A 25,859-nucleotide genomic window follows, 5' to 3' on the forward strand; every position below is an offset into this window, starting at 1 on the left:
TCTAGGTTCAACGCCGCTTTACAAGGATCGCAGATGAACGTCCTGACCATGCCCGCGCGCCCCTACGATGATCAACGTCCAGGCACTTCGGGGCTCCGAAAACCGGTGGCTATATTCAGGCAGCCGCATTATCTCGAGAACTACCTGCAGGCGATTTTTGAGACGGTCGGCGGAGGCGCGAACCGGACGCTTGTCATCGGCGGAGACGGCCGCTTCTTCAATCGCGAGGCTATCCAGACAGCCAGCAGGATGGCGGCCGCGAATGGCTACAAGCATCTCGTCGTTGGCCGAGCAGGCCTGCTGTCCACGCCGGCAGCTTCCCATCTTATCCGAAAGCGCGGTGCAAGTGGCGGTTTGATCTTCTCGGCCAGCCATAATCCCGGTGGACCCGAAGGTGATTTCGGGATCAAATACAACTCCGCGAACGGAGGGCCTGCCTCGGAAACTCTGTCGCGGGCCATCTACGCGCGTAGCAAACGGATAGTCGCCTATCGCTTGGTGGACGAGCCCGACATCGACATCGATCGATTGGGTAAGGTCTCGCTTGGCGAGACCGAGGTCGAGGTGGTGGATCCGGTGTCGGACTACGCGGAACTTATGGAGACGCTGTTCGATTTCGAGCGCCTCGCCGAATTGCTGACGAGCACCAGTTTCAAAATGCGGTTCGACGCGATGCACGCGATCACCGGACCTTATGCGCGAGCAATCCTCGAGGAGCGCCTCGGGGCGCCGGTCGGAACCGTCATCAATGGAAAGCCCTTGCCGGATTTTGGCGGGGCGAAACCGGACCCAAATCTTGGGCGGAGCCGGAACCTGGTCGACTTCATGTTCGGGCAGGACGCCGTGAATTTTGCTGCCGCCTCGGATGGCGACGGGGATCGCAACATGATCCTGGGTCGCAAAATGTTCGTGACGCCAAGCGACAGTCTCGCCGTGCTAGCGGCAAATGCGCATGTCGTCCCGGGCTACAGCGGCGGTCTCGCCGGCGTCGCGCGCTCCATGCCGACGAGCCGCGCGCTCGACCGTGTCGCGCAAGAGCTCGGCGTTCCCTGTTTCGAAACGCCGACCGGGTGGAAGTTTTTCGGCAATCTGCTCGACGCCGGCAGGATCACGCTGTGCGGCGAAGAAAGTTTCGGGGCCGGGTCCGACCATGTCCGGGAAAAGGATGGCCTGTGGGCGGTGTTGTTCTGGCTCACGATCATCGCCGTTCGCGGCATGCCTGTACACCGCATCATTAAGGATCATTGGGATCGCTACGGGCGTCATTTCTATGCGCGGCACGACTATGAAGCTGTGGACGCCGCCGCGGCGAACTCGCTGATGGACGCCTTGCGCGATCAGGTCGGCGACATGGCTGGCAAGCGGCTCGCCGGGTCGATAGTCAGCACGGCCGACGATTTCAGCTATACCGATCCGGTCGACCGCAGCGTGGCCGAACGCCAGGGCATCAGGGTCCTGCTCGAAGACGGCTCTCGCATCGTCTACCGCCTCTCCGGCACGGGAACGGGGGGTGCGACATTGCGGATTTATCTGGAGCGGTATGAGGCCCGTGCGTGGTTGCACGATAAAGACGCCCGAAAAGTACTGAACGACCTTTCGTTTGCCGCAGGCAGTCTGGCCGAAATTCCGGCACGCCTCGGGCGCGAACGTCCATCGCTTGTAACATGAGACCCAAGCGCGTCTTGGCGCAGGCGGGCAAGAGCGATACCGCGTTTTCCGGACCCCGCAGTCCCGATGCCGCTCGCCCGCGCGATGTAATTTCCGTCCTCCCCATGCGTCTTACCTTTCACGCAAATGGAGCCCGATATGATTTCGAAACACATTCGGTCAGCAATCGCGCTGGTTGCAGCGGCAGGTATGTTCGCAGCGGTCATGGCGCCGACCAACAGTCACGCAGGGGTGGTCGATGGTGTCAGGACCGCGGACGGGTTAGTGATGTATCTGGGCGTGGTGCCTGCCGCGACAGTGCGCGGCCACGCCAAGAGCCACCCCGAAGCGAGGATGCACGGCGGCGTGCCCGCCGGTTCGCACAGCATGCATATCGTTGCGGCCGTTTTCGACGAGGCTTCCGGCGCCCGGATAACCGATGCGAAGGTCAGGGCGCATATCACCGAGCCCGGCGGTTTGCAGCGAACGATCCGTCTGGAACCCATGACCGTCGCCGGCGCGCTCACTTTCGGTGGTTTCACGACATTCCAACGCGGCATCAAATACCGGATCGGGATCGAGGTCGAACGCCCCCCGCATATGCAATCCTCCCCGTCCAAGAATACGCCGCCAAGAATGCACCGGGTCCCCGCCGTCACGGCGCACTTTACCTATACCCACGACTAACGATCGGGCCGCGAGGTGCCGATCCGCGCAAGAAAGGGAATTCTTCTTATGGAAGACCACCGATCCGCGACAAGCTTTGATCGCGCCTCTACCCCTCAATCGGTTCCCTCGGGGACGTTTGACGCGGGGCTGCGATCATACATGCTCGGCGTCTATAATTACATGACGAGCGGATTGCTTCTTACCGGTATCGTCGGACTTTGGGTCGCGAATACCGCCAGCATTCGCGAGATCTTCTTTTCCGCTACCGGCGCGCCAACGGTGCTGGGCTGGATCGCCATCTTTGCACCCCTGGCCATTGTCTTTGCCTTGGGATTTGGGATCAATCGTTTCTCGGAAAGGACCGCGAAAACGCTGTTCTGGAGCTATGCGGCACTCATGGGCGTGTCGCTATCGACCGTATTCCTCGCCTATACCGGGGTGAGCATCGCCCGGACCTTTTTCGCCGCCGCCTCTGCCTTTGGCGGCCTGAGCCTGTGGGGATATACAACCAAGAAAGATCTATCGGCCTGGGGCGCCTTTTTGATCATGGGGGTTGTCGGCCTGCTCGTTGCCCTGGTCGTCAATATGTTCCTCCAATCCTCGACAATGGACCTGATTGTCAGCGGTCTGGGCGTGCTTATCTTCGCGGGCCTGACTGCCTATGACACGCAGAAGATCAGAAACATCTATTTCCAGGTCGGGCAGACCGAGTTTCGCGGCAAGGCCATCGTACTGGGCGCCCTGACGCTCTATCTCGATTTCATCAATCTGTTCCTGTTCCTGCTTCGCCTGATGGGAGAGCGCCGCTGAGGCAATCTGCCGCGGCTCGTGCGAGCAGTTCAAATGCCAGAACAGGCACGGCACGGATGGGCGCGATCCGAAGCGTGGGTTCGTTTCGAACCGTTGGCTCGGCGATACTACGCAGACGGGTCGTACAAATGCTTTCGATCAGCAATTAATTTCGCATCGCTGGCAGCACCGCAGATGCTGTGCTTCGCAACCGCTTGCGAATTGCACCCTCACAAGCGGCTCGACTCTTACCGGACGTGCCTTTGTTCTGCCGTTCAACCTCAGCTGGTCGACGAACCATCGTAGCGCATCGGTGGAACCCCTTCGGAGTTCGACGTCCCAAGCAAACGCGAGCGAGCTGAGCAGCTGCAGCGCAAATGGTTCCCGCCTGCATCGCGCGGCACGGCGCTTTGATCGCGTGGGGCGTAGAGATATTCACGCGTCAGCGGGACCGCGTCCCGCTTGTGCGCAAGCTGGAGCTGGAAAACCATAAGATTGCCATTGCGAAACATCATTTCGCAGGCGGCGAGATAATACTCCCACATCCGGCAGAAGCGCTCGTCGAAGAGTTCGAGCGCCTTTTCGCGGCGCGATTGAAAGCGCTCGTACCAATGCGCCAGCGTTTCCGCATAGTGCAGCCTCAGGATCTCGATATCGGTAACCCACAGGCCCATGCGCTCGACGACGGACAGGGTCTCTGACAGCGACGGGATGTAGCCGCCGGGAAAGATGTACTTGTCGACCCAGGGATCCTTTCCGCCCGGGGGAGCCATTCTCCCGATCGAGTGGACGACGGCGACCCCGTCCGGAGCAAGATGCTCTTCGATGGCTCTGAAAAAGGACCCGTAGCTGGCGGGACCGACATGTTCGAACATGCCTACCGAGACAATACGATCGAATTCACCCTGAAGGTCGCGGTAGTCGCAGAAATCGAACCGCGCCTCTTCTGCAAACCCAGCCTCCTCGGCGCGCTGGCGCGCCAGCGTCAGTTGCTCTTGCGAAAGGCTGATGCCTAACACTTCGGCCGCGCCCTGCTTTGCCAATTCGATCGCGAGGCCGCCCCAGCCACAGCCAATGTCAAGGACGCTCATGCCTTCACCTACCATCAGCTTTTGACCAATATGGGAGCGCTTTGCGGCTTGAGCGTCCTCTAGCGAGGAACAACCTTCGCAAAAATAGGCACACGAGTATTGCCAGTCTTCGTCGAGGAAGAGTGCATAGAACTCGTTCGAAAGGTCGTAATGACGCGCGACGTTTCTGGCCGCTTTACGGCGCCGGTTGCCTGTGAGACGGGTGGCTATGCGCGCGAGCGGTGCGCGGAGGCGTTCGATCGGCAATTCATCAAGTCCGTCGAGCCCGGAAGTAACAATTGCAAGGAGATCGCGAATGGATCCGCCCTCCACAGTGAGGGACCCATCCATATAGGCCTCGCCGAGCGCAAGCGAGGGGCGCGAGAGAAGCTTGAACGGCAGCGCAGCGCTATGAAGCTTGATCGCAACCGAGGGCCCTGGTGCACCCGAATCGATGACCAGTCGCGTCGCGTGAGCACCGATGACTGTAAGTCGACCAGCCTTCACGACGGCGCGCAAGGCCGGCTTCAATGCACGCAAACCAAGTTCGTGACGCGCTGATTTTCCTCGTTGTCTCTGGGTCATACCGCCTCTCAGGTCTTGAATGATTGTGTTCCCAAAGACGAGCGGTCGGTGATCAACTTACACTTCCAAGTCCGGCGTGGGTGGTTTCGGGCACCATAAGAAAGCCTCTCTGTAAGAACGCGGCCGCCTCTGCGTCTACTTCTTGAAGCGCCGCCAAACGAGGCGCGGCGCTGCGATGGAGGAATAACTATGCGAAAGGGGACAAGTGGTCCGGATCGGCCATTTTTTGGAACGCGCGCGGGAATAACGGTGATCGTGTTTCTTCTCGCCGCCGGGTTTCTGCTGCTGTTCGAGCATCAGGCCCATATCCCCGGCGACTATTATCTGCTCGGATTGATCCTGGCGTTTTGCGTGGGCATCCACCTCTTCATGCACGGTGGGCATGGCGGACACGGCGGGCATGGCCAGGCCGATACACCACCTTCCGGGCACCATGGCGCACATGACCAGACAACCGATAGCGCGTCCAAGAAAACTGCCTCCCGCTATGCGGCTAATGACCGGCCGGGCAACGAAAGAGGAGTGCGCTGACGATGCACGATTCCGCATACGGACTTTGGATATTGGTCGCCTTCAACTCGGCGATCTTCATTCTTTTTGCGTTCAGCTTTTTCAAGCCGAAATCGGGCCGCGATTGGCGCTCCTTTGGGGCGTTCAGCGCCTTTCTCGTGGCGCTTTTCACCGAGATGTACGGCTTCCCGCTTACCATCTACTTCCTGTCCGGATGGCTGCAGAGCAATTATCCGTCGGTTGACTGGTTCGCGCACGATTCCGGTCATTTGCTCGAAATGCTGTTTGGCTGGCGCGGCAATCCGCATTTCGGTCCGTTCCACCTCCTCAGTTTTGGATTGATCGGAGGTGGTTTCATCCTTTTGTCGGCCGCGTGGCGCGTGCTCTATCAGGCACAGAAGGGGGGGGCACTTGCAACCGAAGGACCTTATGCTCGCATCCGCCACCCGCAATATGTCGGTTTCGTCCTCATCATGCTGGGCTTTCTGGTTCAGTGGCCGACCATACTTACGCTGGCCATGTTCCCGATCCTCCTCCTCATGTACTGGCGGCTGTCGCTGCGGGAGGAGCGAGAGGCACTCGCCGAGTTCGGCGAACGCTATCGTCAGTACGCAGCACGCGTTCCCCGGTTTTTCCCGAAGTTTCGCACGCTGTCTCCGCCAAGCCAGGGAGGTGACAATAACTTGCTCCATTCCTGCCGGGGCGCGGTTCGCGACTGACCTGACCTAATGAGCGCAGCCGTTACAGTGGTCGGCGCAGGTCCGGCGGGTCTCGCCGCGGCGATCGTGCTCGCCAAAGGCGGAAGGGATGTCGAGCTTCACGAATGGCACCGCCACGTCGGGGCGCGGTTTCACGGCGATTTCCAGGGCCTTGAAAACTGGAGCTGCGACGAGGATACGCTGTGCGAACTCCAAAGCTGGGGGATCGATATCAACTTCCTGGCCCATCCAGTCCGGACAGGCACGGGTTTCGATGCGCGCGGACGGCGGCACGAGATTTCAGCGCGCCGCCCACTCTATTATCTCGTTGAGCGCGGCGGATCGGTGCAAAGCCTCGAGTATGGGCTCCTCAAGCAGGCAGAGGCGCTTGGTGTGCGGGTCCATTTCGGGAGTCGCGTTCGCGAAACCGAGGGAGAAACGATCCTCGCCGGGGGACCGCGCAAAGCCGATATTATCGCCTCGGGATATGTATTCGAAACCGAGTGTGAAGATGGAGCTTACATTGCCTTCGACGACCGTTTGGCACCGCGAGGCTATGCCTATCTCCTCGTCCATCAAGGCCGCGGGACTATCGCAGCGTGTCTTTTTAGCGGCTTCAAACGGCAACAGGAATTTGTCGAGCGAACCTGTGATTTCTTCCGGGAGAAAGTCGGGCTCGTGATGCGTAACGAACAAGCCTTCGGCGGTTATGGAAATCTGCGACTCCCAAGAAGCGCAGTCCAGGGGCGCCATCCGGTTGCGGGCGAGCATGCTGGTTTCCAAGATGCCCTTGCGGGGTTTGGTTTACGCTATTCAATCACTTCGGGCGCGCTCGCTGCACAAAGCATCCTCGAAAATCGAAGCTATGAGCAATTGTGGCGCCGTTTGCTTTTACCGAGAATGAAAGCGGGCATCGTCAATCGTTTTGTCTTCAACAGCATCGGAACGACAGGACGCCATTGGGTGACAGCGAAACTGATGCAAGCCAGTACGGGAGAGAGGCTGCACAAGCTGTATGCGGCATCATCTCTCCACGCTATGCTCTTCCCCGCTGCAGAACGTCGCCTGCGCAGGGGCTTACATGACCCAAGTTGCGACCATCAGGACTGCAATTGCGTGTGGTGCGAACATGGAACGGCGTTCTGACGATGCAGGTGACCGATCCAGTATGCCAGCGTAGCATTCCGCTAGAGACCGTCGAGGCCCACCGTGAATTTTTGGGATGGTCTTATTTCTTCTGCTCGGCTCAGTGCGTGCGGCGCTTCGATCAGCGCCCCGAGAAATACATTGATCGGCAGCAAGGCGGGCCGCCGGCGCACATTGCGCAGCCCTGACAGGGCAGAGCCTCTTCGTTTGGAGGCGAATGCGCATCGACCCTTGCGCGCAGTCTGGTGAGCAAGATGCCCCGCCGGGCCAGAGCCTCCACCGATCGATAATCCCGGTTCGATCTTGGAACGCGAGACCGCACGCGAACCAATGGTGCGGGTGTAATTGATCAGTGCCGCTCGCGTCCAAGTATATGTCGGCCTTCCCCGATCGGCCGGCTTTCGAGAAGAAGTCTCGCTGCCCTGCATGAGGCTGGTGAGACCATGCCGGTGCTTCCTGCGTCTGATGGCCGATGTGCCATAAAATCCATTCGCGGGGGCACCAGGCATGATTGCCTGGGCGAAACGATGATGCCGGAGCGTACTGCCATGTCGACGAATACCCGATCACGTGCCAGCACGGTGCTGAGGTCGCCGGTTGGAGACGAACGCACCCGCTTTTCTAGCCAAGCGCCGCAAATTCTTGCTTGTCTGGACGAAGACATGAACCGCCTCGAAGTGACACGGCACGCGCGCGCAATCGCGAAAGCTCTCGACCTGCAGCTTGGCTTTGCCCAGATCGTTGAAACGGCCCCGCATGGGGTTCTTCCTGCCGACCCGATCGAGTGGAACCTGCGCTTCACCGAATGCCGCGACGGCATAGGCGAGCTTATTGGGGAGGCAAGCGAGACGGTCTCGGATGTGCTGCCCGTTGTTCTCCCGGGGACCGCCCATGAACGGCTGATAGACTGGGCGGAGGGTCATCGCGGGTCGGTCCTCGTCCTCGCGCGGCATAGCGGGAGAGGTCCACATTCAGGCCTGGGCACCACCGCCGACCGGCTGCTGACAAGCGGCGCAGCATCCATGCTTCTACTTCCTTCGGGACGCGAAAGGAAATGTTCGGCCGAGTACCGCAGACTTCTGGTGCCGCTTGATGGATCGCCCAATTCCGAGAGCGTGCTGCCGGTTGTCACAAGGCTTGCCCAGTCGCTAGAAGCGCAAGTGATCCTGGCGCACATTGTTTCTCCAACCGCCGAGTTGCCCTCACTCGAAACACAGGCCGGTTCCGATAGGAGCAATACCTCCGCGCGCGCCCGCAACTATCTCGAAACATGGAAGTTGAGGCTCCTGCGGCAAGGCATCGACGCTACCGTGTATTTCGGAACCGACAGCGAAACGTGCGAGCGGCTCAATCTGATCGCATCCCGCCTCGAAATCGACCTTGTTGTGGTCGCTTCCCATGGCCAGACCAACCTTGCCAGCGCGCCCTACGGAAGTGTCGCCGGCGCTCTGGCGAAAAGTGCGCCCTGCCCGACATTCATCGTCCAACCGGACCTTCGGATTCCATTGGCCAAACCGGGCCGCTCTGGCTTCATGTTCGAGGCCCTCGCTGCGGAAACTGAATTCGCCAGCTGATGTCGGACATTAATAGCGATTTCTCGGCGCTCGATCATGCTGCAATCCAGTTTGCCGAGGAGGACCGGATATCCCCGCAAGCAGCGCAAGAGATTCCCGCTCGCACGGGAACCGATGCCATCCTCGAGTGGCTGCGTGCGGCTTGCCTGGCATGCGCCAAGGCTGGGGCCGAAGCCAGCAAGGCGGCGGAATGGTTGCTCGACAATGACTATGTGGTCCACCGCGCGCTGAGGCAGATCAAACAGGATCTGCCGACCGGCTTCTATAGCAAACTGCCAGCCCTCGAGGGTGAAGAAACCATTGGCTTCCCGCGTGCCTTCGTGCTCGCGCACCGTTTTCTCGAACTGAGCCGAATGCAGGTTTCGGCATCGGCCCTGAGCCGGTTCCTGATCGCTTATCAGCGCACGGCGCCGCTCCGCATCGGAGAACTCTGGGCGTTCCCGGCCATGCTTCGCATCGCTTGCGTCGAGATCCTCGTGGAAACCCTGTCGACCCTGCTGTGCGATCAGCTCGACGTGCCCGTCGCGACCACCTCATGGGCAGGCGAGGCGCATGCACTGGAAGCAAATGAACGGGTCGCACGCGCGATCGCCAATCTCAGTACCCTTGATGCCATCTCGTGGGAGGATTTGTTCGACGACGTAAGTCCGGTAGAACAGATCTTGCGAAACGACCCATCCGGATATTACGGGCAGATGGATTTCGATAGCCGCGATCGCTATCGCCGCGCGGTTGAAGAACTGGCGGAATATGGCGATTTATCCGAGACCGATGTCGCACTCGAGGCGATCCAAGCAAGCCGCGCTGCTTTGCCTGACGACCGATCTCATCACGTCGGATTCTGGCTCGCCGGTGAAGGACGCCGGGCATTCCGGCAACAGACGGGAGCGGTATTCCCGGCTCGGGTTCGGCTTCTGGACTATGCCTTGCGCCATCCTGGCCCGGTCTACTTCGTTTCGCTCATCGGGCTCCTTGTCTGGGCCCTATTGCTGCCAGCGATATATCTCGACGCCGCTGACGCAGGCGCGACGGGATGGTTCGCCGGCTTGTCCTTGTCGCTCATTCCCGCCTCGGTTGTCGCGATCACTTTCTTGCATTGGTCGATCACGCGTCTCTTGCCACCGCGAGTTCTTTTCAAACTCGACTTTGGTGACGGGCTGCCGGAGGACTGCGCTACGCTGATTGCGGTCCCGGTCGTGATCGCCCGCGAGGACGAAGTGCCTTTCCTGATCGAAAAGCTGGAGAACCACTGGCTTTCGAACGGCGAGCCGATGGTGGACGTAGTGCTCCTGGCCGATCTCGCCGACGCGGCGAGCGAAAGCACTGCCGGGGACAAGCAAATCGAGCAGGCACTAGAAAGGGAGATTCTCGCGCTCAACACTCGCTATCGCAGCGAGGGAAGCGAGCCGTTTCACCTGCTGATGCGCCCTCGACAATATTGTGAAGCACAAGGGTGCTGGCTCGCATGGGAGCGCAAGCGCGGAAAGCTTGAGCAGCTCAATCACATGCTCATCGAAGGCGATGGTGGAGCATTCCATCGACATGTCGGCTCGCGCGAAATACCCCGCAATATTCGCTTCGTCGTCACTCTCGATGCGGACACCACCTTGCCTACAGGCACTGTGCGAAAGCTCGTCGGCACGCTTGCCCATCCACTAAACCAGGCCAAGTTCGATCCGGACACTGGAACGTTGCTTGGAGGCTATACGATCATCCAGCCTCGGGTGGAGATTTCGCCCCAGAGTGGATCGCGAACGCTGTTCGCACGGCTCTTTGCCGGCGATACGTCAATCGACATCTACAGCCGGGCTGTCTCGAACGTCTATCAGGACCTGTTTGGCGCGGGAATTTTTGTCGGTAAGGGCATTTACGACCTTCATGCTTTCCACCGCAGCGTTGCCGGGCGCGTGCCCGAAAATTCCATTCTCAGCCATGACCTCTTCGAAGGTGTCCATGGCCGGGTTGGTCTGGCCAGCGATATCGTCCTGTTCGAAGGCTTTCCCGGAAACTACCTCGAATATGCGCGGCGCGCGCATCGCTGGATCCGCGGGGACTGGCAGCTCCTGCCATGGCTGGCAGGCAAGGTGAGGCGATCAGATGGCACAAGATCCCCAAATCCGATCGCCGCCATCGACCGATGGAAAATTATTGACAATCTGAGGCGGAGTCTGGTTGCCCCGGCAACGATCTTGCTGGCGATCTCGGGTTGGCTCATCCTGCCGGGACAAGCCTGGTTCTGGAGCCTGCTGGCCTTCTTCATGCCAGCGGGCCAGGTATTCACCGATCTGGTGACCGGATTGGCGACAGGACGGCGGCGTGGGACATCGCGTAGCCTGGGGCCGCAATTGCGCGATCAGGCCGGCCGCTGGTTTCTGGCCGTCGTCTATCTGCTCGATGACGCCATATTGTCGGTGCGTGCGATCGCGGTCACGCTCTGGAGGCTTTTTGCAAGCCGGCGCAACCTCCTCGAATGGACAAGCGCCGCGCACTCCGCCACCGACCTCCGCTCGAACCGAGCGCGAGGTGTCATATGGCGCAAGATGTGGTTGGGACCGACTATTTCGGTCGCTCTCGCGGCGCTTCTTGCCGCCATCAAACCTGACGCTTTGGCCGCATCCCTTCCGCTGCTCATTCTTTGGATCGCCGCGCCGGAAATCACTTGGGCGATGGCCCGCGAACGCCGCGAAGATGCGGAACCGCTTGCCGAGGATGACCGGCGCTTCCTGCGGGGCCTGGCGAGGCGGACCTGGCTCTTCTTCGAGACCTTCGCTGGTCCGGAAGACAATTGGCTCCCCCCGGACAACTACCAGGGCGCTCCGCATGCAGAAATCGCGCAGCGCACGTCACCGACGAATATCGGCATGTTGATGCTATCGACAGCCGCAGCCTGGGACCTCGGTTACATCGGCCGTTCGGAACTCGCGGCGCGGACGGCGAACCTTTTCGCCACGCTCGATCGCCTGGAACGATATCGAGGACATTTCTACAATTGGTACGACACAAGAACGCTCGCGTCGCTGGAACCTCGATATGTCTCGACGGTGGACAGCGGCAATCTCGCGGCGGCCCTGCTCGCCTACGCTGCTTCCTTGCGTGAGGCGCGGCGTGCGGAAGGTATGGAGGAGCAACGCTGGCGCGGCCTGATCGATGTGATCGATCTGATCGAACAAGTCGCGCAAAACTCTGAGGATGCAGCGCTTCCTCGTTGGATCACCCAGCTAAGGTCGCGCCTGGAGGGTGTCGAGGAAGACCGTGCCCACTGGATGGCCGGCCTGCAGGATATCTGCGAGGTATTGATCCCGGAGATGGAGGCAGCGCTTGGTCTGGGCGAGCAGTCCGAAAAGGCAGCGCCGAACCATCTGGTCGACATCGAGGTGCTCGTCGATCGGTTGCAGTACCAGATACGTTCGATGTGCCGGGACCTGGGGAACGGCGGTATCCCGGCTGACCAACTGTCCAGCCTCGCAGACCAAGCAATCGAGATGGCCTATTCAATGGAGTTTGCGCCTCTCTATGACGAGCACCGGCGCCTCCTGCGCATTGGCATCAATGTCAGTCTGGGACGTCCCGATACACATTATTATGACCTCCTCGCTTCCGAGGCACGGCTAGCGAGCTTTTTCGCCATCGCAAAAGGCGATGTTCCGCCAGAACACTGGTTCCATCTGGGCCGCCCGTTACGGCGCGTCGAGGGTGGAGCGATGCTGATCTCCTGGAACGGCTCGATGTTCGAATATCTTATGCCGCGCCTGCTGCTCAAGCCGGACACCGGCACGCTGCTGGGCGAGAGCGAGCGGATGGTGGTCGACGTCCAGGAGCGCTACGGGCGAGCCCAGAGCGTTCCCTGGGGTATCTCGGAATCGGCATATTCCGCTCGCGATCCTGAACACCGTTACAGGTATCAAGGGTTCGGCGTTCCCGAACTTGGCTTGAAACGGGGCCTCTCGCGGGACATGGTTGTCGCGCCTTACGCAACTGCGCTTGCACTGGCAGTTGCACCAAAGAAGGCAGTAGCGAACCTCAGGCTGCTGACACGATCGGGCGGCAGCGGTCGATATGGCCTGGTCGAAGCGCTCGACTTCACGCCTGAGCGGTCCCCGGGCAGCGGTCCCCGGACCGTTAATGCTTATATGGCACACCACCAAGGCATGCTCCTGTCGGCGATCGTCAATGCGCTGTTCTCAGACCGGTTCGCTAGCCGTTTCGCCGAAGATCCACGAATGCGGCCCACGATGTTGTTGTTGAGCGAACGGGTGCCACGCGAGATTCCACCAGAAATTGACAGGCTTGCCGACCCTACGATTTCCATGGTTCGGGGAACGCCCGTCACTCTGCCTGCGTCATGGCAACCCAGGCGCGAAGCATCCGTGCCGCAAATGCTCCTGCTTGGAAACGGGCCTTTATCGACGTGGCTCTCTGATAGCGGTAGCGGCGGACTGCGCTGGCATCACCGGGCGCTGACACGCTTCGTGGCCGACGCCACTCACGACGCGGACGGTTACTGGATCTACATCGCCGATGAAGACACCGGACGGCTATGGTCGGCGACGCTCGAACCAACCGGGTCCGAAGCGGAAGAGTACGAGGTCACATGCCATGCGCACCAGGCAGTAATTCGCCGGCGCGATCAAGGCGTTGTATCGCGTCTCGAGATTGGCGTTCTTGCCGGAAGCGACATCGAGGTGCGGCGCTTGCGGCTCATCAACGAGAGTTCCCGTCACCGCAAGCTTCGCGTGACGACCTATGCCGAGATCGTGCTCGGCGAGCCGCTCGAGGACGAGCGGCACCCGGCATTCAGCAAACTGTTTATCAAGAGCGAGCATGTCCCATCGCTTGGTGGTCTGCTGTTCGAGCGCCGCGCGCGCGCGCCACAGGACACGCCGCCGGTGCTCCTTCATTTTGCGGTCGATGGCGGGGGACCGGTTCGCAATGCCCGCTTCGAAACCGACCGGCGCGCCTTCATCAGGCGTCATGAAAGCCTGCGCTCCCCAACAGGAGCGACCGAAGCCGTGCAGAACACCCAAGGGTGGACCCTGGACCCGGTCATGGCTCTTCAACACCTCATCGACCTGGAGCCGTTCGAGATTAGGGAAATCTGTTTCCTGACAGTCGCAGCCGCGTCGCGCGAAACCGCCGTCGAGCTGGCCGAGCGTCATTCGTCTCTCGATTCGATCGAATGGGCGCTCCACGATACGGCAACCGAAAATGCACGCTCCCTGGTTCACATGAACATCGAAGCCGAACACCTGCCCGTCGTGCAGCAGCTCGCTTCGGCTCTCATCTATCCGCAGAACGCCCCATCGAGCGCGCGGACGATCAAGAACGAGAACAGTCTCGGACAAGCGGATTTGTGGGGGATGGGCGTGTCCGGCGATTACCCCATCCTTCTGCTGCGGTCTGCCGGTGAGACCACGACCCTGCTGCCCGTCCTCCTCGCCGCCCATCGATTGTGGCGGCGGCACGGACTAGAGGTGGATCTGGTGATCCTCCAGCTTGCCGGCTCAGCTTACATCGAACCGGTGCTCGACCAGCTCAGGGAGGCGCTGCAACGCGCGAAGATGGCGGAGCTGCTTGGACGCAAGGGCGGCGTGCATATCGTTTTCGCGGATCAGATCGGTGCGGATCGGGTGCGCCTTCTGGAGAGCACGGCGCGTGTCACCCTCGACGACGCACGGGGTAGTTTGCAGGAACAGCTGGAAGAAGCGCACGATGTGCCAAACCGCTTGCCGCTGTTTTCTGCAACAAGGGCTGCGCAGCATCCCTCGATGACATCGCTCGAACGTTCAGCGAACCTTCTCTACGACAATGGTCTGGGTGGGTTCACGGCGGATGGCCGCGAATATGTCATCTTCGTCGAACCCGGGCAGGCGACGCCTGCTCCGTGGTGCAACATTCTCGCCAACCGTGACTTCGGCGCGCTCGTAAGCGAAGCTGGCGGGGGGTATACTTGGGCAATAAACAGCGGCGAGAACCGTCTCACAACATGGTCGAACGACCCGGTCACGGACCGTCCCTCCGAAACACTCTACCTGCGTGATGAGGAAACTGGCGAGGTATGGACCATAACGCCTGCTCCTGTTGGCGATGCCGCTGCCTGCGAAGTCAGGCATGGCGCGGGTTACACTACATGGTCAAAACGGTTCGCCGGCTTGGCCCATCAGCTCACAATGTTCGTACCGCTTGATGCATCGGTGAAGATCGTTCGGCTGCGGATCCGCAACTGCGAAGACCGGCACCGGCGCGTAACCGCAACCTATTATGCCGAGTGGCTGCTCGGCTCTCTTCCCAGTATCGCACGCCCGCACATAGTCTGCGACTTTGACACCGAGACGCAGACCATCACGGCAACGAACCGCTGGAACAGCGATTTTGCCGGACAGGTGGCGTTTCTCACGGCAAACCGCCCACCGCACGGCTTCACGACCGACCGCGGCGAATTCATCGGCAGGGGTGGGGACCCGGCGGATCCCGCGGCGCTTCGGCGATGGGGTCTAACCAACAGCGTATGCGCGGGCGGCGATACATGCGGAGCCTATCAGATACACCTCGATCTTGGCCCGGGCGAGGAAGAAGAAATCCTGTTCGTGCTCGGCCAAGGGCTAGGCCACCATGCGGCCATGGAACTCGCCCAGCGCTGGCGTGAGCCAGACGAGGCAGAGACGGCAATGATAGCGCTGGAGAATTTCTGGGATGAGACACTCGGCGCCCTTCAAGTCTCAACCCCGGACCCTGCTTTCGACGTCATGGTCAACCGCTGGCTGCTCTACCAGACGCTGTCGTCCCGTGTTCTCGCGCGCACGGGATTCTATCAGTCGAGCGGGGCCTTCGGCTTTCGCGATCAATTGCAGGACGTTCTTGCGCTTCTCCACACCGCGCCGGCGCTCGCTCGCGCGCACATCCTCGAAAGCGCGCAGCATCAATTCGTAGAGGGCGATGTTCTGCACTGGTGGCACCCCCCTGCTGATCGCGGCGTGCGAACGCGTTTTTCCGACGATTTACTCTGGTTGCCTTATGTTGTCGGCATCTATGTCACGACGACCGGTGACCTTGATATCCTCGACGAGGAAGTCGCGTTCCTCGATGCCGATGAACTCGCCCCCGACGAAGCCAATCGATATGCGCAATTCGATGCGACCGAGTGGCGCGGCTCGCTGTTCGAGCACTGCGAGCGCGCACTGCACCGCGCTCTGGCAGTCGGGGCCCATGGACTGCCGCTGATCGGCGCCGGGGACTGGAATGATGGAATGGACCGCCTCGGCGCGAAGGGCCATGGCGAAAGCGTCTGGTTGGCATGGTTTATCACGGTCACAGCGCAAGGCTTCGCCGACATCTGCCGCCGGACCGGTCGGATGCACGAGGCGAAAGAATGGGAAGAACGGGCATCCGAGATAAGACGGCGCGCGGAAGAAAGCGCGTGGGATGGCTCATGGTACTTGCGCGCGTTCGATGATGACGGGCGGCCCATCGGCTCGGCAGAAAGCGACGAATGCAGGATCGATTCGATCGCGCAGTCATGGGCGGCCTTTGCCTCGGCTGATCAAGAGCGCGTGAGCGAGGCTCTCCAGTCCGCATGGGATATGCTTGTTTCGCAGGAAGACCAGTTGGCCAGGCTGCTCTGGCCCGCGTTTGACGAAGGCTTGATCGATCCCGGTTACATAAAGGCCTATCCCCCGGGAATTCGCGAAAATGGGGGTCAGTATTCGCATGCGACCGCGTGGCTGGGCATGGCCTTTGCGCGGGTGAAGGACCCCGAGAAGGCCTTTGCCCTGTTCAACATGATCAACCCCGTCCGTCGCTCTGACGATCACGCCAAGGCCGAGCATTATCGCCTGGAGCCCTACGCCGTCGCCGGAGACATATCTGCGGGCAAGCAACATACGGGCAGAGGGGGCTGGAGCTGGTATACTGGGGCCGCTGGCTGGGCATGGCAGCTCGCCACAAAAAGCATCCTGGGGTTGCAACAGATCGATGGCCAACTCATCGTCAATCCCTGTATCCCGCCCAACTGGGGCGGCTTCAGCGCGACACTGCGCGTTGGTGGCGGGTTGGTGTCAGTGAAAGTCGAAGATCCGCAAGGGCTTGGCTGCGCTGACGTCGAACTCACCGTTGATGGCAAAACTCATGCCGGGAATGCGATTGTACTCCCGAAGAATGGCGAAACAGTCGAACTTCGGGTCCGCATTGTTGGACGCAATGTACAACACCCCTCCCCTGCCTGAGAATTCCGCCCGGAGCTATTAAAACGCTCCTCCCAGCGCGTGAAAATCCTGGCGGGGTGTTTGGCAAAGATGCGCGACGCGAAGTCTGCCGTGCAAAGCAAAGTTGATCCTATAATAGCGGGCTAAAGAGCCGTGCTGCATTTTCCGCAGCGCGGGCAAGCGCAGGTCTGGCATTCCATTCGGCGCGAACCAAGCGCTCACTCCCCGCAATGTTGCGCGCCTCCTCTTCGCGCAGGCGCGCGGTTGTGTCCTGATCATAGATGAGGAGGCCAGCTTCTCCGTTCAACTCCAGCGAGCGCAAATCGATGTTCATCGAACCGACAAGGACGAGGTCATCGTCGACGCTTACATGCTTGGCGTGCAGGAAGCCGCGATGATAGAGGTGTATGTCGATGCCCGCTTCCAGCATTCGATCGAAGAAAGAGCGCTGCGCCAGATCGACCAGACGATGGTCGCCCTTCTTCGGTAGAATCAAGCAGACCTCGACACCGCGGGCGGCGGCCCCTTCGAGCGCGAGCAGGAGCGCTTCGTCCGGCACGAAGTAGGGGGTCGTGATGACCAGACGGTGTTCGACCGTATGCACCAGCGCATCGAGCAGCAGCCGGATGACAGAGCGCCGATATTCGGGTCCGCCAGCCACCAATTGTGCGCGCGCCGCCCCTGCGGACCGTTCATGCGGAAAGAGCGCCCCGTCGCTCAACAGATCGCCGGATTCCAAAAACCAGTCATTGGCAAAGAGCGCCTGCATCTGGAGCACGACGGGTCCGTTGACCCTCACCACGAATTCCTTGCTGCGCTGACCTCCCGGTAGCTCGGCGCTGATGACGTTCTGCGAGCCGATATATCCGAGCCGTCCGTCGATCACAGCGAGCTTGCGATGATTGCGCAGATCGGGCCGCAGGGCCTCCATGTTCGTTAGCGATACGGGCAGCGCGCGGCGCACCGTTATCCCGCAGCTCCTGAGTTTTCGAATGATCCGGCGGGACCACCAATAGGAACCGAGCGCATCGATCAGAACCCGGCATTCTATCCCGCGGCTTGCGGCAGCCACGAGCGCCGCGATGATCTGGTTGCCCACAGCATCGTCGGAGAAGATGTAGGTCGTGAGATGAACATGGTGCCGGGCAGTACCAATGTCGGCCACGAGACGGTCGATCACTTCCTGATAATCCGCTAGCGCTTCGATGTTGTTTCCACCCACCGCAGGGAACAAATTGACCCGCTCGATGAGCTGCGCTGCCCGAACAAGATGCGCGGGAAGCTGCGGCGGTGAGCAGTGCTGCGACATCAGGATCTGGCGGCGCGCAATCTTGAGCTGCCTGCGCGCTTCAGCAAAACGCGCACGCCTGCGCGCCGTTGCCAGCGGACGGAACGCCCAGAGAACAACGAGAATGGCTGGAATGGGGAAGACGAGAACCAGCGCGAGCCAGCCCTGTGCGCCAACCGCTGGTCGGCTGAAAATGATCACCGCGAAGATAGCAAACCGCGCGAGCCAATCCAGCGTGAGGAATAGCAAGAGCGTATCAGACACCGGTCTTGCTCCCGCTTGTCGGAAAGCAATGGCGGCACGCCGTAGGAGGGGGGAGGATCACGGCGTGCCGCACTGCCGAGGCGCGGGGTTGGAGGCATCGCCGCGGCAACGAGCTTGGCGGGTTCGGGCTTTTACGCAGCCAAATGGTCCCGACAATTCGACCCTTAGAGCTCGCATGCATGTACATAGACGCGGGAGCGCGCCTGCTATTACAGCGCAGACCTCGTTTCGGTCTCACTGAATAGGCATGACATAGTCTCTGCCCGCCCACACGAGCGCGTCGGCTCCTCAAGTTTGCAAAGCAATAGGGGTGTCGGCCAAAGCATCGCGAAATGCGCCGCGGGCACGATGGAGTCTTACGGCGAGATTGTTGGGCGAAATGTGGAGGCGCGAAGCGATGACTGAAGGCTCGTCCCGCCCCAGGTCCATTTGCCGGATGATTTGCGTATAGGCTGGCCGAAGCGTCGCCAATACCTCCTCGACCACCTCGCTTTCATCGACCGACAAACTCTCTCCCGAGATTTCTTCCAAGGGTGGGCCGCCGGGTTCAAGCGGGGTCGTTTTGGCGTTGAGCCGCGCCGAGGCCCGGTAATGGTCGAGCAACGTCGTCTCGAAGAGGCGCCGCAGCCATCCGTGGACGGCATTTTCATCGCGCAATTGATGCGCGCGCTCAAGCGCTTTGACGCAGAAGGACTGAAGGACATCATCCGCCGCGAGGCGGTCGCGCAGACGCTTGAGAGCAAGCCGGCGGAAGATGACATAATCGCCAACAAGAACCCGCTCAATAATCTCTCTGTTCGTCTCTCGCCGGTTCTCAGGTTCGGAACGCTCCTGCTCTTCGGCAACAATATCCTCTGATTGTGCGGCGTAAGATAATGGCATGAGTTCTTCCCCACCGAAGTTCCACCTACTTGGAATACGCAGGGAGAGGCCCCGCCCCTCAGATTTCTTTGGTGTTTCGGCGGATGATGAGAGGTTCCGGCCGGGAAACAACGCGCTGATGCGCTTCGTCCTGTAAGCCGAGCTGCCGTGCCCCGTCTCTTGTTTCAGCCCGTTTAGAAATCCTCTGCACCGAGACGAGAAAACCCGATGAGCCGCCTGATCACCACTATGCGAAGTCTCGCCTTTGCAGTGTCGGCGGCGGTGTGGACTCTCCTTTTTGCGCCCTTGATCCCGCTATTGGTTCTTCTGGGTCGTCCGCCGCGGATCATTCGGCAGCTCACCCGGATTTGGGCGCGCGGCCTTCTCTGTCTCCTCGCTGCGCTGGCCGGAATCCGCTATACGGAAAGGGGACGCGTTAACCTGCCCGAGGGTCCCGTCCTCATCATCGCCAACCATCAATCGGCCTGGGAAACGTTTGCCGCACTCGTTCTCTTCCCTGACGTGGCGATTGTCACCAAGCGTGAGCTTCTGGCGCTGCCTGTGATAGGATGGTTCCTGAAGAACTCCCCCATGATCCCGGTCGATCGCGCTCAGTCGGCGCGGGCGCTGCGTGAAATGCTTGCGGCCTGCCGCGCGGAAGTAGCGGCGGGTCGCTCGGTGCTCATTTTCCCCGAAGGCACACGCAAGCAGCCGGGAAGCCCGATCGAATTCAAGCGCGGAGTGGAACTGCTCTATCGAAATCTGGCGATACCCCCAGTAATCGTTGCCCACGATGCCGGCCGGCTCTGGCGGCAGGGCATGCGGCTGCATCCTGGATCGATTACCGTTTCGATACTCCCGCCGATCCCACCTGCTACCGATCATGGAGTTCTTGTCGCGCAGGCACAGCGGTCCCTCGCGGTCGAAGTCGCCAATCTGAACAAGGCCTAGACTGACCGCCGAAAGGGCCCGGATCCCTATGAGGATGAGGAGGCCTGCGCTCCCATGAACATGATCTTGCATCTCATTGCGAGAGGCAACACCCATTTGTTCTGAACTTCGCCGTCGGCGACGTTCTCGTAATCACCAAGCGCGCCCCGCGTCTGTTTATCCGAATGAGGTGCCGCCCGGGCAGGCCAGCGCGCACCAGGAGCCGGTCTGGACGGACAATCAAAACCGGGAGTCTTGCAATAAGGAGCAGTGTGTGTGGCGAAACCGCCAACGAACAAGAGGATATTGGAGCAGCAGTTTTCTCGCCGGGCGACAATCTTGTGCGCGGTGCAGCTCGGTCTCGGCGGTGTGTTGGCAGGCCGGCTCGCCTGGCTTGCGATCGCCGAAAACCAAAAATGGCAACTGCTCTCCGAGAGCAATCGGCTTCAGCTGAGCCTGATCCCGCCGAGGCGCGGATTGCTGCTTGATCGCACGGGCGTCCCCCTCGCCACCAACAAATCGGTCTTCATGATCGATCTCCTGCCCGATCGCCTCGAGGACGCCGATAAGGTCGTGAAGCAGCTTGCCGAGCTGCTCGATCTTAGCGCCGATGAGACGGACCGCCTCAAGACCGACCTCGAACAAGCATTGGATCACCAGCCCGTGCGGGTTGCGAGCGATGTCGAGTGGGACCAATATGCCGCTGTAAATGTACGCCTTCCCGACCTCCCCGGCGTATCCCCGATGAGAGGGTTTTCGCGGCACTATCCAGCAGGAGCCGCGACAGCTCACTTGCTCGGCTATGTCGGAGCCCCAAGCCGCGAGGAGTATGAAAAAACCGGCGATCCCTTGCTAATGGTTCCGGGCATGCAAGTCGGCAAGGATATGCTCGAGAAGACGCTCGACGAGCATTTGACGGGCAAGCCCGGCGCGCGCCGGGCCGAAGTGACAGCCACGGGCAAGGTCGTACGCGAGCTAGAGGTCCGATCCGACACTATAGGTAAAAGCGTACAATTGACCATTGATGGTGGGCTTCAAACCTATGCGTCGCGGCGACTGGGCACCCAGTCCGGCTCGGTCGTGGTGCTCGACGCGGTCACCGGCGGCGTTCTCGCTATGGCTTCGATGCCAGCCTACGATCCCAACAGTTTTTCGGATGGGATCAGCCAGTTCGAATGGGACATGCTGTCGCAAGACGAACGCGTTCCACTCAGAAACAAGACCCTCCAGGGACTTTATCCGCCCGGATCGACCATCAAGCCGATCACGGCCCTGGCTTTGCTGAATGAGAACATCGACCCAGACGAAACCGTCCTTTGTACCGGCCGGATCAACATTGCCGGCGGCACGTTCCATTGCTGGCGCCGTAGTGGCCACGGTGTAGTCGACATGAACCGGGCGATTGCAGAAAGCTGTGACATATATTTCTATGTCATGGGCATTCGGGTGGGCATTCAGCCAATTGCCGACATGGCCAGACGTTTTGGGCTTGGCGAGCGGTTTTTAGGCTTGCCGGTTCCCTATCAGTATTACGGCACTGTCCCCGATCCTGCCTGGAAACGGCGACGATACAACGAGCCTTGGGAAGCCTATGACACTGTCAATGCGACAATCGGGCAAGGCTATCTGCTCGCCAACCCGCTGCAGCTTGCGGTCATGACGGCGCGGCTTGCCGCCGGTGAGAAAACCCATCCCAAGCTACTTGCCGCAAAGGAGGCGCCTGCCGCACCACTCGAAATTGACCCCCGAATGCTTGCGATCGTCCGCCAGGGAATGGAGGATGTTGTCAATGGCCAGGGCACCGCAACCCGCGCCCGCCTTCCCCTTCCGAACATCAAGCTGGCGGGCAAGACGGGCACCGCGCAGGTTCGCCGCATCACGATGGCCGAACGTCGCCGCGGCGTCCGCTCCAATGCCTCTCTCCCCTGGAAGCTGCGCGATCATGGATTGTTCGTTGGTTATGCGCCGGTTCACCGGCCCCGCTATACGGTGGCGGTGGTAATCGAACATGGCGGAGGGTCTGGAGCGGCCTATCCCATCGCAAGCGATACGCTGCTCTATCTGTTTGACGAACGGCAAGCCATGAAGCGCCTGGCATCACTGGAGAATGGCTGGGGTGGCGGAATCGAGGAGCGAATGGCGCGCGAAGCGGCAGAATTCGCCGCCCGCACACCGAGCGACTGACCCCCTAAACAATGAGGTTCTTCGGCGAACCCATTGCAAAAGCTTCGATATTCTCAATTGTCGTCTCGATGATGCGCGCGACCGCCTCATGCGTGTTATAGGCGACATGCGGAGTCACGATGACGTTCGGAAAGCGCAGAAGCACATGATTGGCCACGAGGGCCTCCAAATTCTCCTTCTCCAGCGGCGGTCCGCGAAACACTTCTGCCTCTTCACGGACGAGCGGCTCCTGCGGGAGCACATCAAGGCCAGCGGCGCGGAGTTTCCCCTCCGCCAGCGCGCGCACCAGAGCGGGAACGCTGACGATGTTGCCGCGCGCCGTATTGATCAGGAGCGCGCCGGTCTTCATGGCAGCGAACTCGGCATCGGACAGGAGATCCTGGGTCTGAGGGGTTGCCGGCAGATGCAATGTGACGATGTCGGCTTGGGAAAGGAGTTCGGCGAAAGGCAAATAGGTAAAGCCGAGATTTGCTGCCGCAGAGCTATCCGGATCGACGTCGAACGCTACGACATTCATGCCAAACCCGCGCGCGATCTCGATCGCGCGGCGCCCGATGCGGCCGGTCCCGACGACGCCAAGGGTCTTCCCGCGCAGCTCGATACCGCGCAGATCATCCTGTGAAAAATTTCCGCGCCGTGTACGTTCGACCGCCGGAACGAGATATCGCGCGGCAGCCAGCATCAAGGCAAAACTGTGCTCGGCTACAGTAACATCACCATAGTCGGGAACGTTGGCGATCTCGATGTCTTCTGCGGCGCACCAGGCCAGATCGATGTGGTCGTGGCCGGTCGAGCGGGTGGCGATCAGCCGCAGCTCGGGGAAGTGGCGCAGGACTTCTGCATCGAGCCGTGAATTGATGAATGTGCTGATCACTTCGGCATCGCTGTATTTTGCCGCGTTATCAGATGTCAGCCGTTCCTTGACACAAGTGAGTTCGTGATTGCCGGAAAGTGCGCGGCATGCCCTCGCCTCCCATTCCTCGGCCTCGAAGATGACGACCTTCATATCCGCGAACCCTCAGCCGGTTGTGCTCGGCCTTTATCCGACATGGCCTCGGCTTGAGCGACCACCTTGACTGCGGCAACAAAACTGTCGGGGTTAAGCGAAATGGAGTCGATCCCGCAATCGACCAGGAAACCGGCAAACTCGGGATGGTCACTCGGTGCCTGGCCGCAAATTCCGATCTTTATCCCGGCCTGGTGCGCCTTGATAATGGCTTCGCCAATCGCCCGTTTTACCGCCTCGTTGCGTTCGTCGAACTGATCGGCGAGAAGCTCGGAATCGCGGTCGATCCCGAGCACGAGCTGGGTGAGATCGTTGGAACCTATCGAAAATCCGTCAAAGCGCTGTGCGAACTCCTCCGCGAGCAGGACGTTCGCCGGAATCTCGCACATCATATAGATTTGGAGACCGTTTCGGCCTCGTTCGAGACCGTTTTCCGCCATCACTTCGAGGACCCGATCGGCTTCGGCGAGCGTACGGCAGAATGGCACCATGATGATGACATTCTCAAAGCCGATCTCCTCGCGTACGCGCCGCAAAGCGCGGCATTCGAGCGCGAAACCCGCCTTGTAGCCTGGGCTGTAATAGCGCGAAGCGCCGCGCCATCCGATCATCGGATTTTCCTCATCCGGTTCGAAGGCCTCTCCTCCGAGAAGGTGAGCATATTCGTTTGTCTTGAAGTCGCTGAGGCGGACAATCACCGGCTGCGGATGAAACGGGGCCGCGAGCTTGGCTATGCCGAGCGCGAGCGTGTCGACGAAATAGTCGGTAGGCTCGGCATATCCGTGCGTAAGCTCGGCGATCGCGCGCCTGGCATCCTCGCTTGTGACCTTCTCCGGGGCGACGAGCGCCATCGGGTGAACTTTGACCAGGTGGTTGATCACGAATTCCATCCGCGCGAGGCCTACTCCGCGCGCGGGAAGGCGCCACCAGCGCATGGCGGCGGCCGGACTCGCGATATTCAGCATCACATCGGTTTCGGTCTCGGGCAGATCCGCCAGGTCGAACTCGATGGTTTCGAACTCGAGCGTCCCTTCATAGACCGCACCGCGGTCGCCTTCCGCGCATGACAGGGTGATGGGCTGCCCGTCCTGCAGGGTGCGCGTCGCTGTCTGTGTCCCAACGATGGCCGGCACGCCGAGTTCGCGGCTGACGATCGCTGCGTGGCTGGTAGTTCCGCCGTGATCAGTGATGATACCCGCTGCGCGCTTCATGATTGGCACCCAGTCCGGATCGGTCATGCCTGTCACAAGGATTGCACCATCTCGAAAAGCCTCGATCTGCGAGGCGTCCCGGATCGCGCAAACCTCCCCGGTGGCGATCGCCTCGCCGACCGCCGCGCCCGTAAGCAGCGGTTCGGCGCGCTGTTTCAACCTGTAGGTAGTCAGTCTTCCCGCTGCCTTGCCCGCCTGAACCGTTTCCGGGCGGGCCTGGACGATGAAGAGTTCGCCGGTTGCACCATCTTTCGCCCACTCCATGTCCATCGCGCGACCATAATGCTTTTCGATGGTCTTGGCGCAGCGCGCCAGCTCAAGTACCTCGTCATCGGAGAGGACGAAGGTCTCGCGTTCGCGGCGCGTGGTTCTCTTGGTCAACGTCCTGACGCTGCCGCCGGTCGCATAGATCATCTTGCGCTCCTTGGCCCCAAGACTGCGCTCGATAAGCGGAACCGTATCTGTACGTTCGAGAAAGGGTTTGAAGACACGGTAGGTGTCAGGATCGACCGAGCCCTGGACGACAGTCTCCCCAAGCCCCCAGGCGGCACTTATCACGATCACGTCGGGGAACCCCGTTTCGGTATCGACTGAAAACATGACCCCCGATCCAGCGAGATCCGAGCGCACCATGCGCTGCACTCCGATCGACAGGGCAACATCCATATGGTCGAAACCCTGTGCCTGACGGTAGCTGATCGCCCGGTCGGTAAAGAGCGAGGCAAAGCAGCGCCTGCAGGCATCGAGAAGTGCGCGCTTCCCGGTGACATTGAGAAAGGTCTCTTGCTGCCCGGCGAAGCTCGCTTCGGGAAGATCCTCCGCTGTCGCGCTGCTGCGGACCGCGACGCTGACCGCATCCTGTTCGCTGCGCGCAGACAAAGCGTCATAGGCTTCACCGATGGCCGCCTCGATCTCCGGTGGAAACGCCCCTTCCAGAAACGCATGCCGGATCGCAGCACCTGCCACTTGAAGCGAGGCGCGCCCGGCATCGAGCGCTTCGATCCAGCGCCTCATTTCGGGTTCAATGCCGTTGGCCGCGATATAGTGCCGATAGGCCTGCGCCGTTGTGGCGAAGCCTCCCGGCACTCTGATACCGCGCTTCGACAGCGCGCCGACCATCTCACCGAGCGAAGCATTCTTTCCGCCAACCATGGCGACGTCGCCGCGTCCAATATCCTCAAACCAGGCAATAAGGGCGTCGGGCATCGAAATCTCCGGGTCATTCGCGA

16 protein-coding genes are annotated in these 25,859 nt (G+C 60.6%); 11 read left to right on the forward strand and 5 right to left on the reverse strand.

All coding sequences use genetic code 11. The annotated features are described in order from the left end of the window. Window positions 1–33: 33 nt before the first annotated feature. The 3 genes from J2S32_RS09210 (at window position 34) to J2S32_RS09220 (ending at window position 3,126) form a co-directional block, all read left to right on the forward strand. Window positions 34–1,668 (forward strand): alpha-D-glucose phosphate-specific phosphoglucomutase, encoded by a 1,635-nt coding sequence (locus J2S32_RS09210; protein WP_230279183.1) that lies wholly within the window; start codon window positions 34–36, stop codon window positions 1,666–1,668. Window positions 1,669–1,806: 138 nt separating this feature from the next. Then, window positions 1,807–2,334 (forward strand): hypothetical protein, encoded by a 528-nt coding sequence (locus J2S32_RS09215; protein ID WP_047824225.1) that lies wholly within the window; start codon window positions 1,807–1,809, stop codon window positions 2,332–2,334. Window positions 2,335–2,382: 48 nt separating this feature from the next. Further along, complete coding sequence (locus J2S32_RS09220; protein ID WP_046904094.1) at window positions 2,383–3,126, forward strand: Bax inhibitor-1/YccA family protein; 744 nt, start codon at window positions 2,383–2,385, stop codon at window positions 3,124–3,126. A gap of 260 nt (window positions 3,127–3,386) precedes the next feature. Here J2S32_RS09220 and J2S32_RS09225 read toward each other — a convergent pair whose 3' ends face one another. Next, window positions 3,387–4,760, reverse strand: a complete 1,374-nt coding sequence (locus J2S32_RS09225; protein ID WP_082134960.1) for an SAM-dependent methyltransferase — start codon at window positions 4,758–4,760, stop codon at window positions 3,387–3,389. A 249-nt stretch (window positions 4,761–5,009) separates the two neighbouring features. On the opposite strand from J2S32_RS09225, the gene J2S32_RS09230 reads away from it, so the two are divergent. The 6 genes from J2S32_RS09230 (at window position 5,010) to J2S32_RS09255 (ending at window position 16,907) form a co-directional block, all read left to right on the forward strand. Further along, window positions 5,010–5,291 carry a DUF2933 domain-containing protein gene (locus J2S32_RS09230; protein WP_224199591.1) on the forward strand — a complete coding sequence of 94 codons (282 nt, stop codon included), beginning with the start codon at window positions 5,010–5,012 and terminating at the stop codon, window positions 5,289–5,291. A 2-nt stretch (window positions 5,292–5,293) separates the two neighbouring features. Further along, window positions 5,294–5,989 (forward strand): methyltransferase family protein, encoded by a 696-nt coding sequence (locus tag J2S32_RS09235; RefSeq protein ID WP_253520436.1) that lies wholly within the window; start codon window positions 5,294–5,296, stop codon window positions 5,987–5,989. A gap of 9 nt (window positions 5,990–5,998) precedes the next feature. Continuing rightward, the gene (locus J2S32_RS09240) at window positions 5,999–7,114 is read left to right on the forward strand and encodes an NAD(P)/FAD-dependent oxidoreductase (protein ID WP_082134958.1); all 1,116 of its coding nucleotides are present in this window, start codon (window positions 5,999–6,001) and stop codon (window positions 7,112–7,114) included. A 2-nt stretch (window positions 7,115–7,116) separates the two neighbouring features. Further along, entirely contained in the window at window positions 7,117–7,302 is a 186-nt protein-coding gene (locus J2S32_RS09245) for a YHS domain-containing protein (protein ID WP_046904089.1), read from the forward strand. Between the two features lie 360 nt (window positions 7,303–7,662). Further along, window positions 7,663–8,688, forward strand: coding sequence for a universal stress protein (locus J2S32_RS09250; protein ID WP_165859652.1), 1,026 nt, complete (start codon window positions 7,663–7,665; stop codon window positions 8,686–8,688). After that, window positions 8,688–16,907: a GH36-type glycosyl hydrolase domain-containing protein gene (locus J2S32_RS09255; RefSeq protein ID WP_253520438.1), complete on the forward strand. Its 8,220-nt coding sequence runs from the start codon at window positions 8,688–8,690 to the stop codon at window positions 16,905–16,907. The genes J2S32_RS09250 and J2S32_RS09255 overlap by 1 nt, the downstream gene beginning before the upstream one ends. Window positions 16,908–17,016: 109 nt before the next feature. Here the strand turns inward: J2S32_RS09255 and cls are convergent, their stop codons facing one another. Next, entirely contained in the window at window positions 17,017–18,438 is a 1,422-nt protein-coding gene (gene cls / locus J2S32_RS09260; protein ID WP_253520440.1) for a cardiolipin synthase, read from the reverse strand. 288 nt (window positions 18,439–18,726) lie between these two features. After that, on the reverse strand, window positions 18,727–19,320 hold the full coding sequence (locus J2S32_RS09265; RefSeq protein WP_120108418.1) for an RNA polymerase sigma factor: 594 nt from the start codon (window positions 19,318–19,320) through the stop codon (window positions 18,727–18,729). A 207-nt stretch (window positions 19,321–19,527) separates the two neighbouring features. Between J2S32_RS09265 and J2S32_RS09270 the strand changes: the two genes are divergently transcribed. Both J2S32_RS09270 and mrdA read left to right on the forward strand, forming a co-directional pair. Next, a complete protein-coding gene (locus J2S32_RS09270; protein WP_047822097.1) occupies window positions 19,528–20,250 on the forward strand; it encodes a lysophospholipid acyltransferase family protein in 723 nt (240 codons plus the stop codon). A 255-nt stretch (window positions 20,251–20,505) separates the two neighbouring features. After that, window positions 20,506–22,413: a penicillin-binding protein 2 gene (gene mrdA, locus J2S32_RS09275; RefSeq protein WP_253520442.1), complete on the forward strand. Its 1,908-nt coding sequence runs from the start codon at window positions 20,506–20,508 to the stop codon at window positions 22,411–22,413. 4 nt (window positions 22,414–22,417) lie between these two features. Here the strand turns inward: mrdA and J2S32_RS09280 are convergent, their stop codons facing one another. Next, window positions 22,418–23,419, reverse strand: a complete 1,002-nt coding sequence (locus tag J2S32_RS09280; protein ID WP_046904082.1) for a hydroxyacid dehydrogenase — start codon at window positions 23,417–23,419, stop codon at window positions 22,418–22,420. Beyond that, window positions 23,416–25,836 carry a phosphoenolpyruvate synthase gene (gene ppsA / locus J2S32_RS09285; RefSeq protein ID WP_088712495.1) on the reverse strand — a complete coding sequence of 807 codons (2,421 nt, stop codon included), beginning with the start codon at window positions 25,834–25,836 and terminating at the stop codon, window positions 23,416–23,418. Before ppsA ends, J2S32_RS09280 begins: the two co-directional genes overlap by 4 nt. Window positions 25,837–25,859 lie beyond the last annotated feature (23 nt).

Origin of the sequence: Qipengyuania citrea, assembly GCF_024171405.1 — a bacterium.
Classification (GTDB): domain Bacteria; phylum Pseudomonadota; class Alphaproteobacteria; order Sphingomonadales; family Sphingomonadaceae; genus Qipengyuania; species Qipengyuania profunda.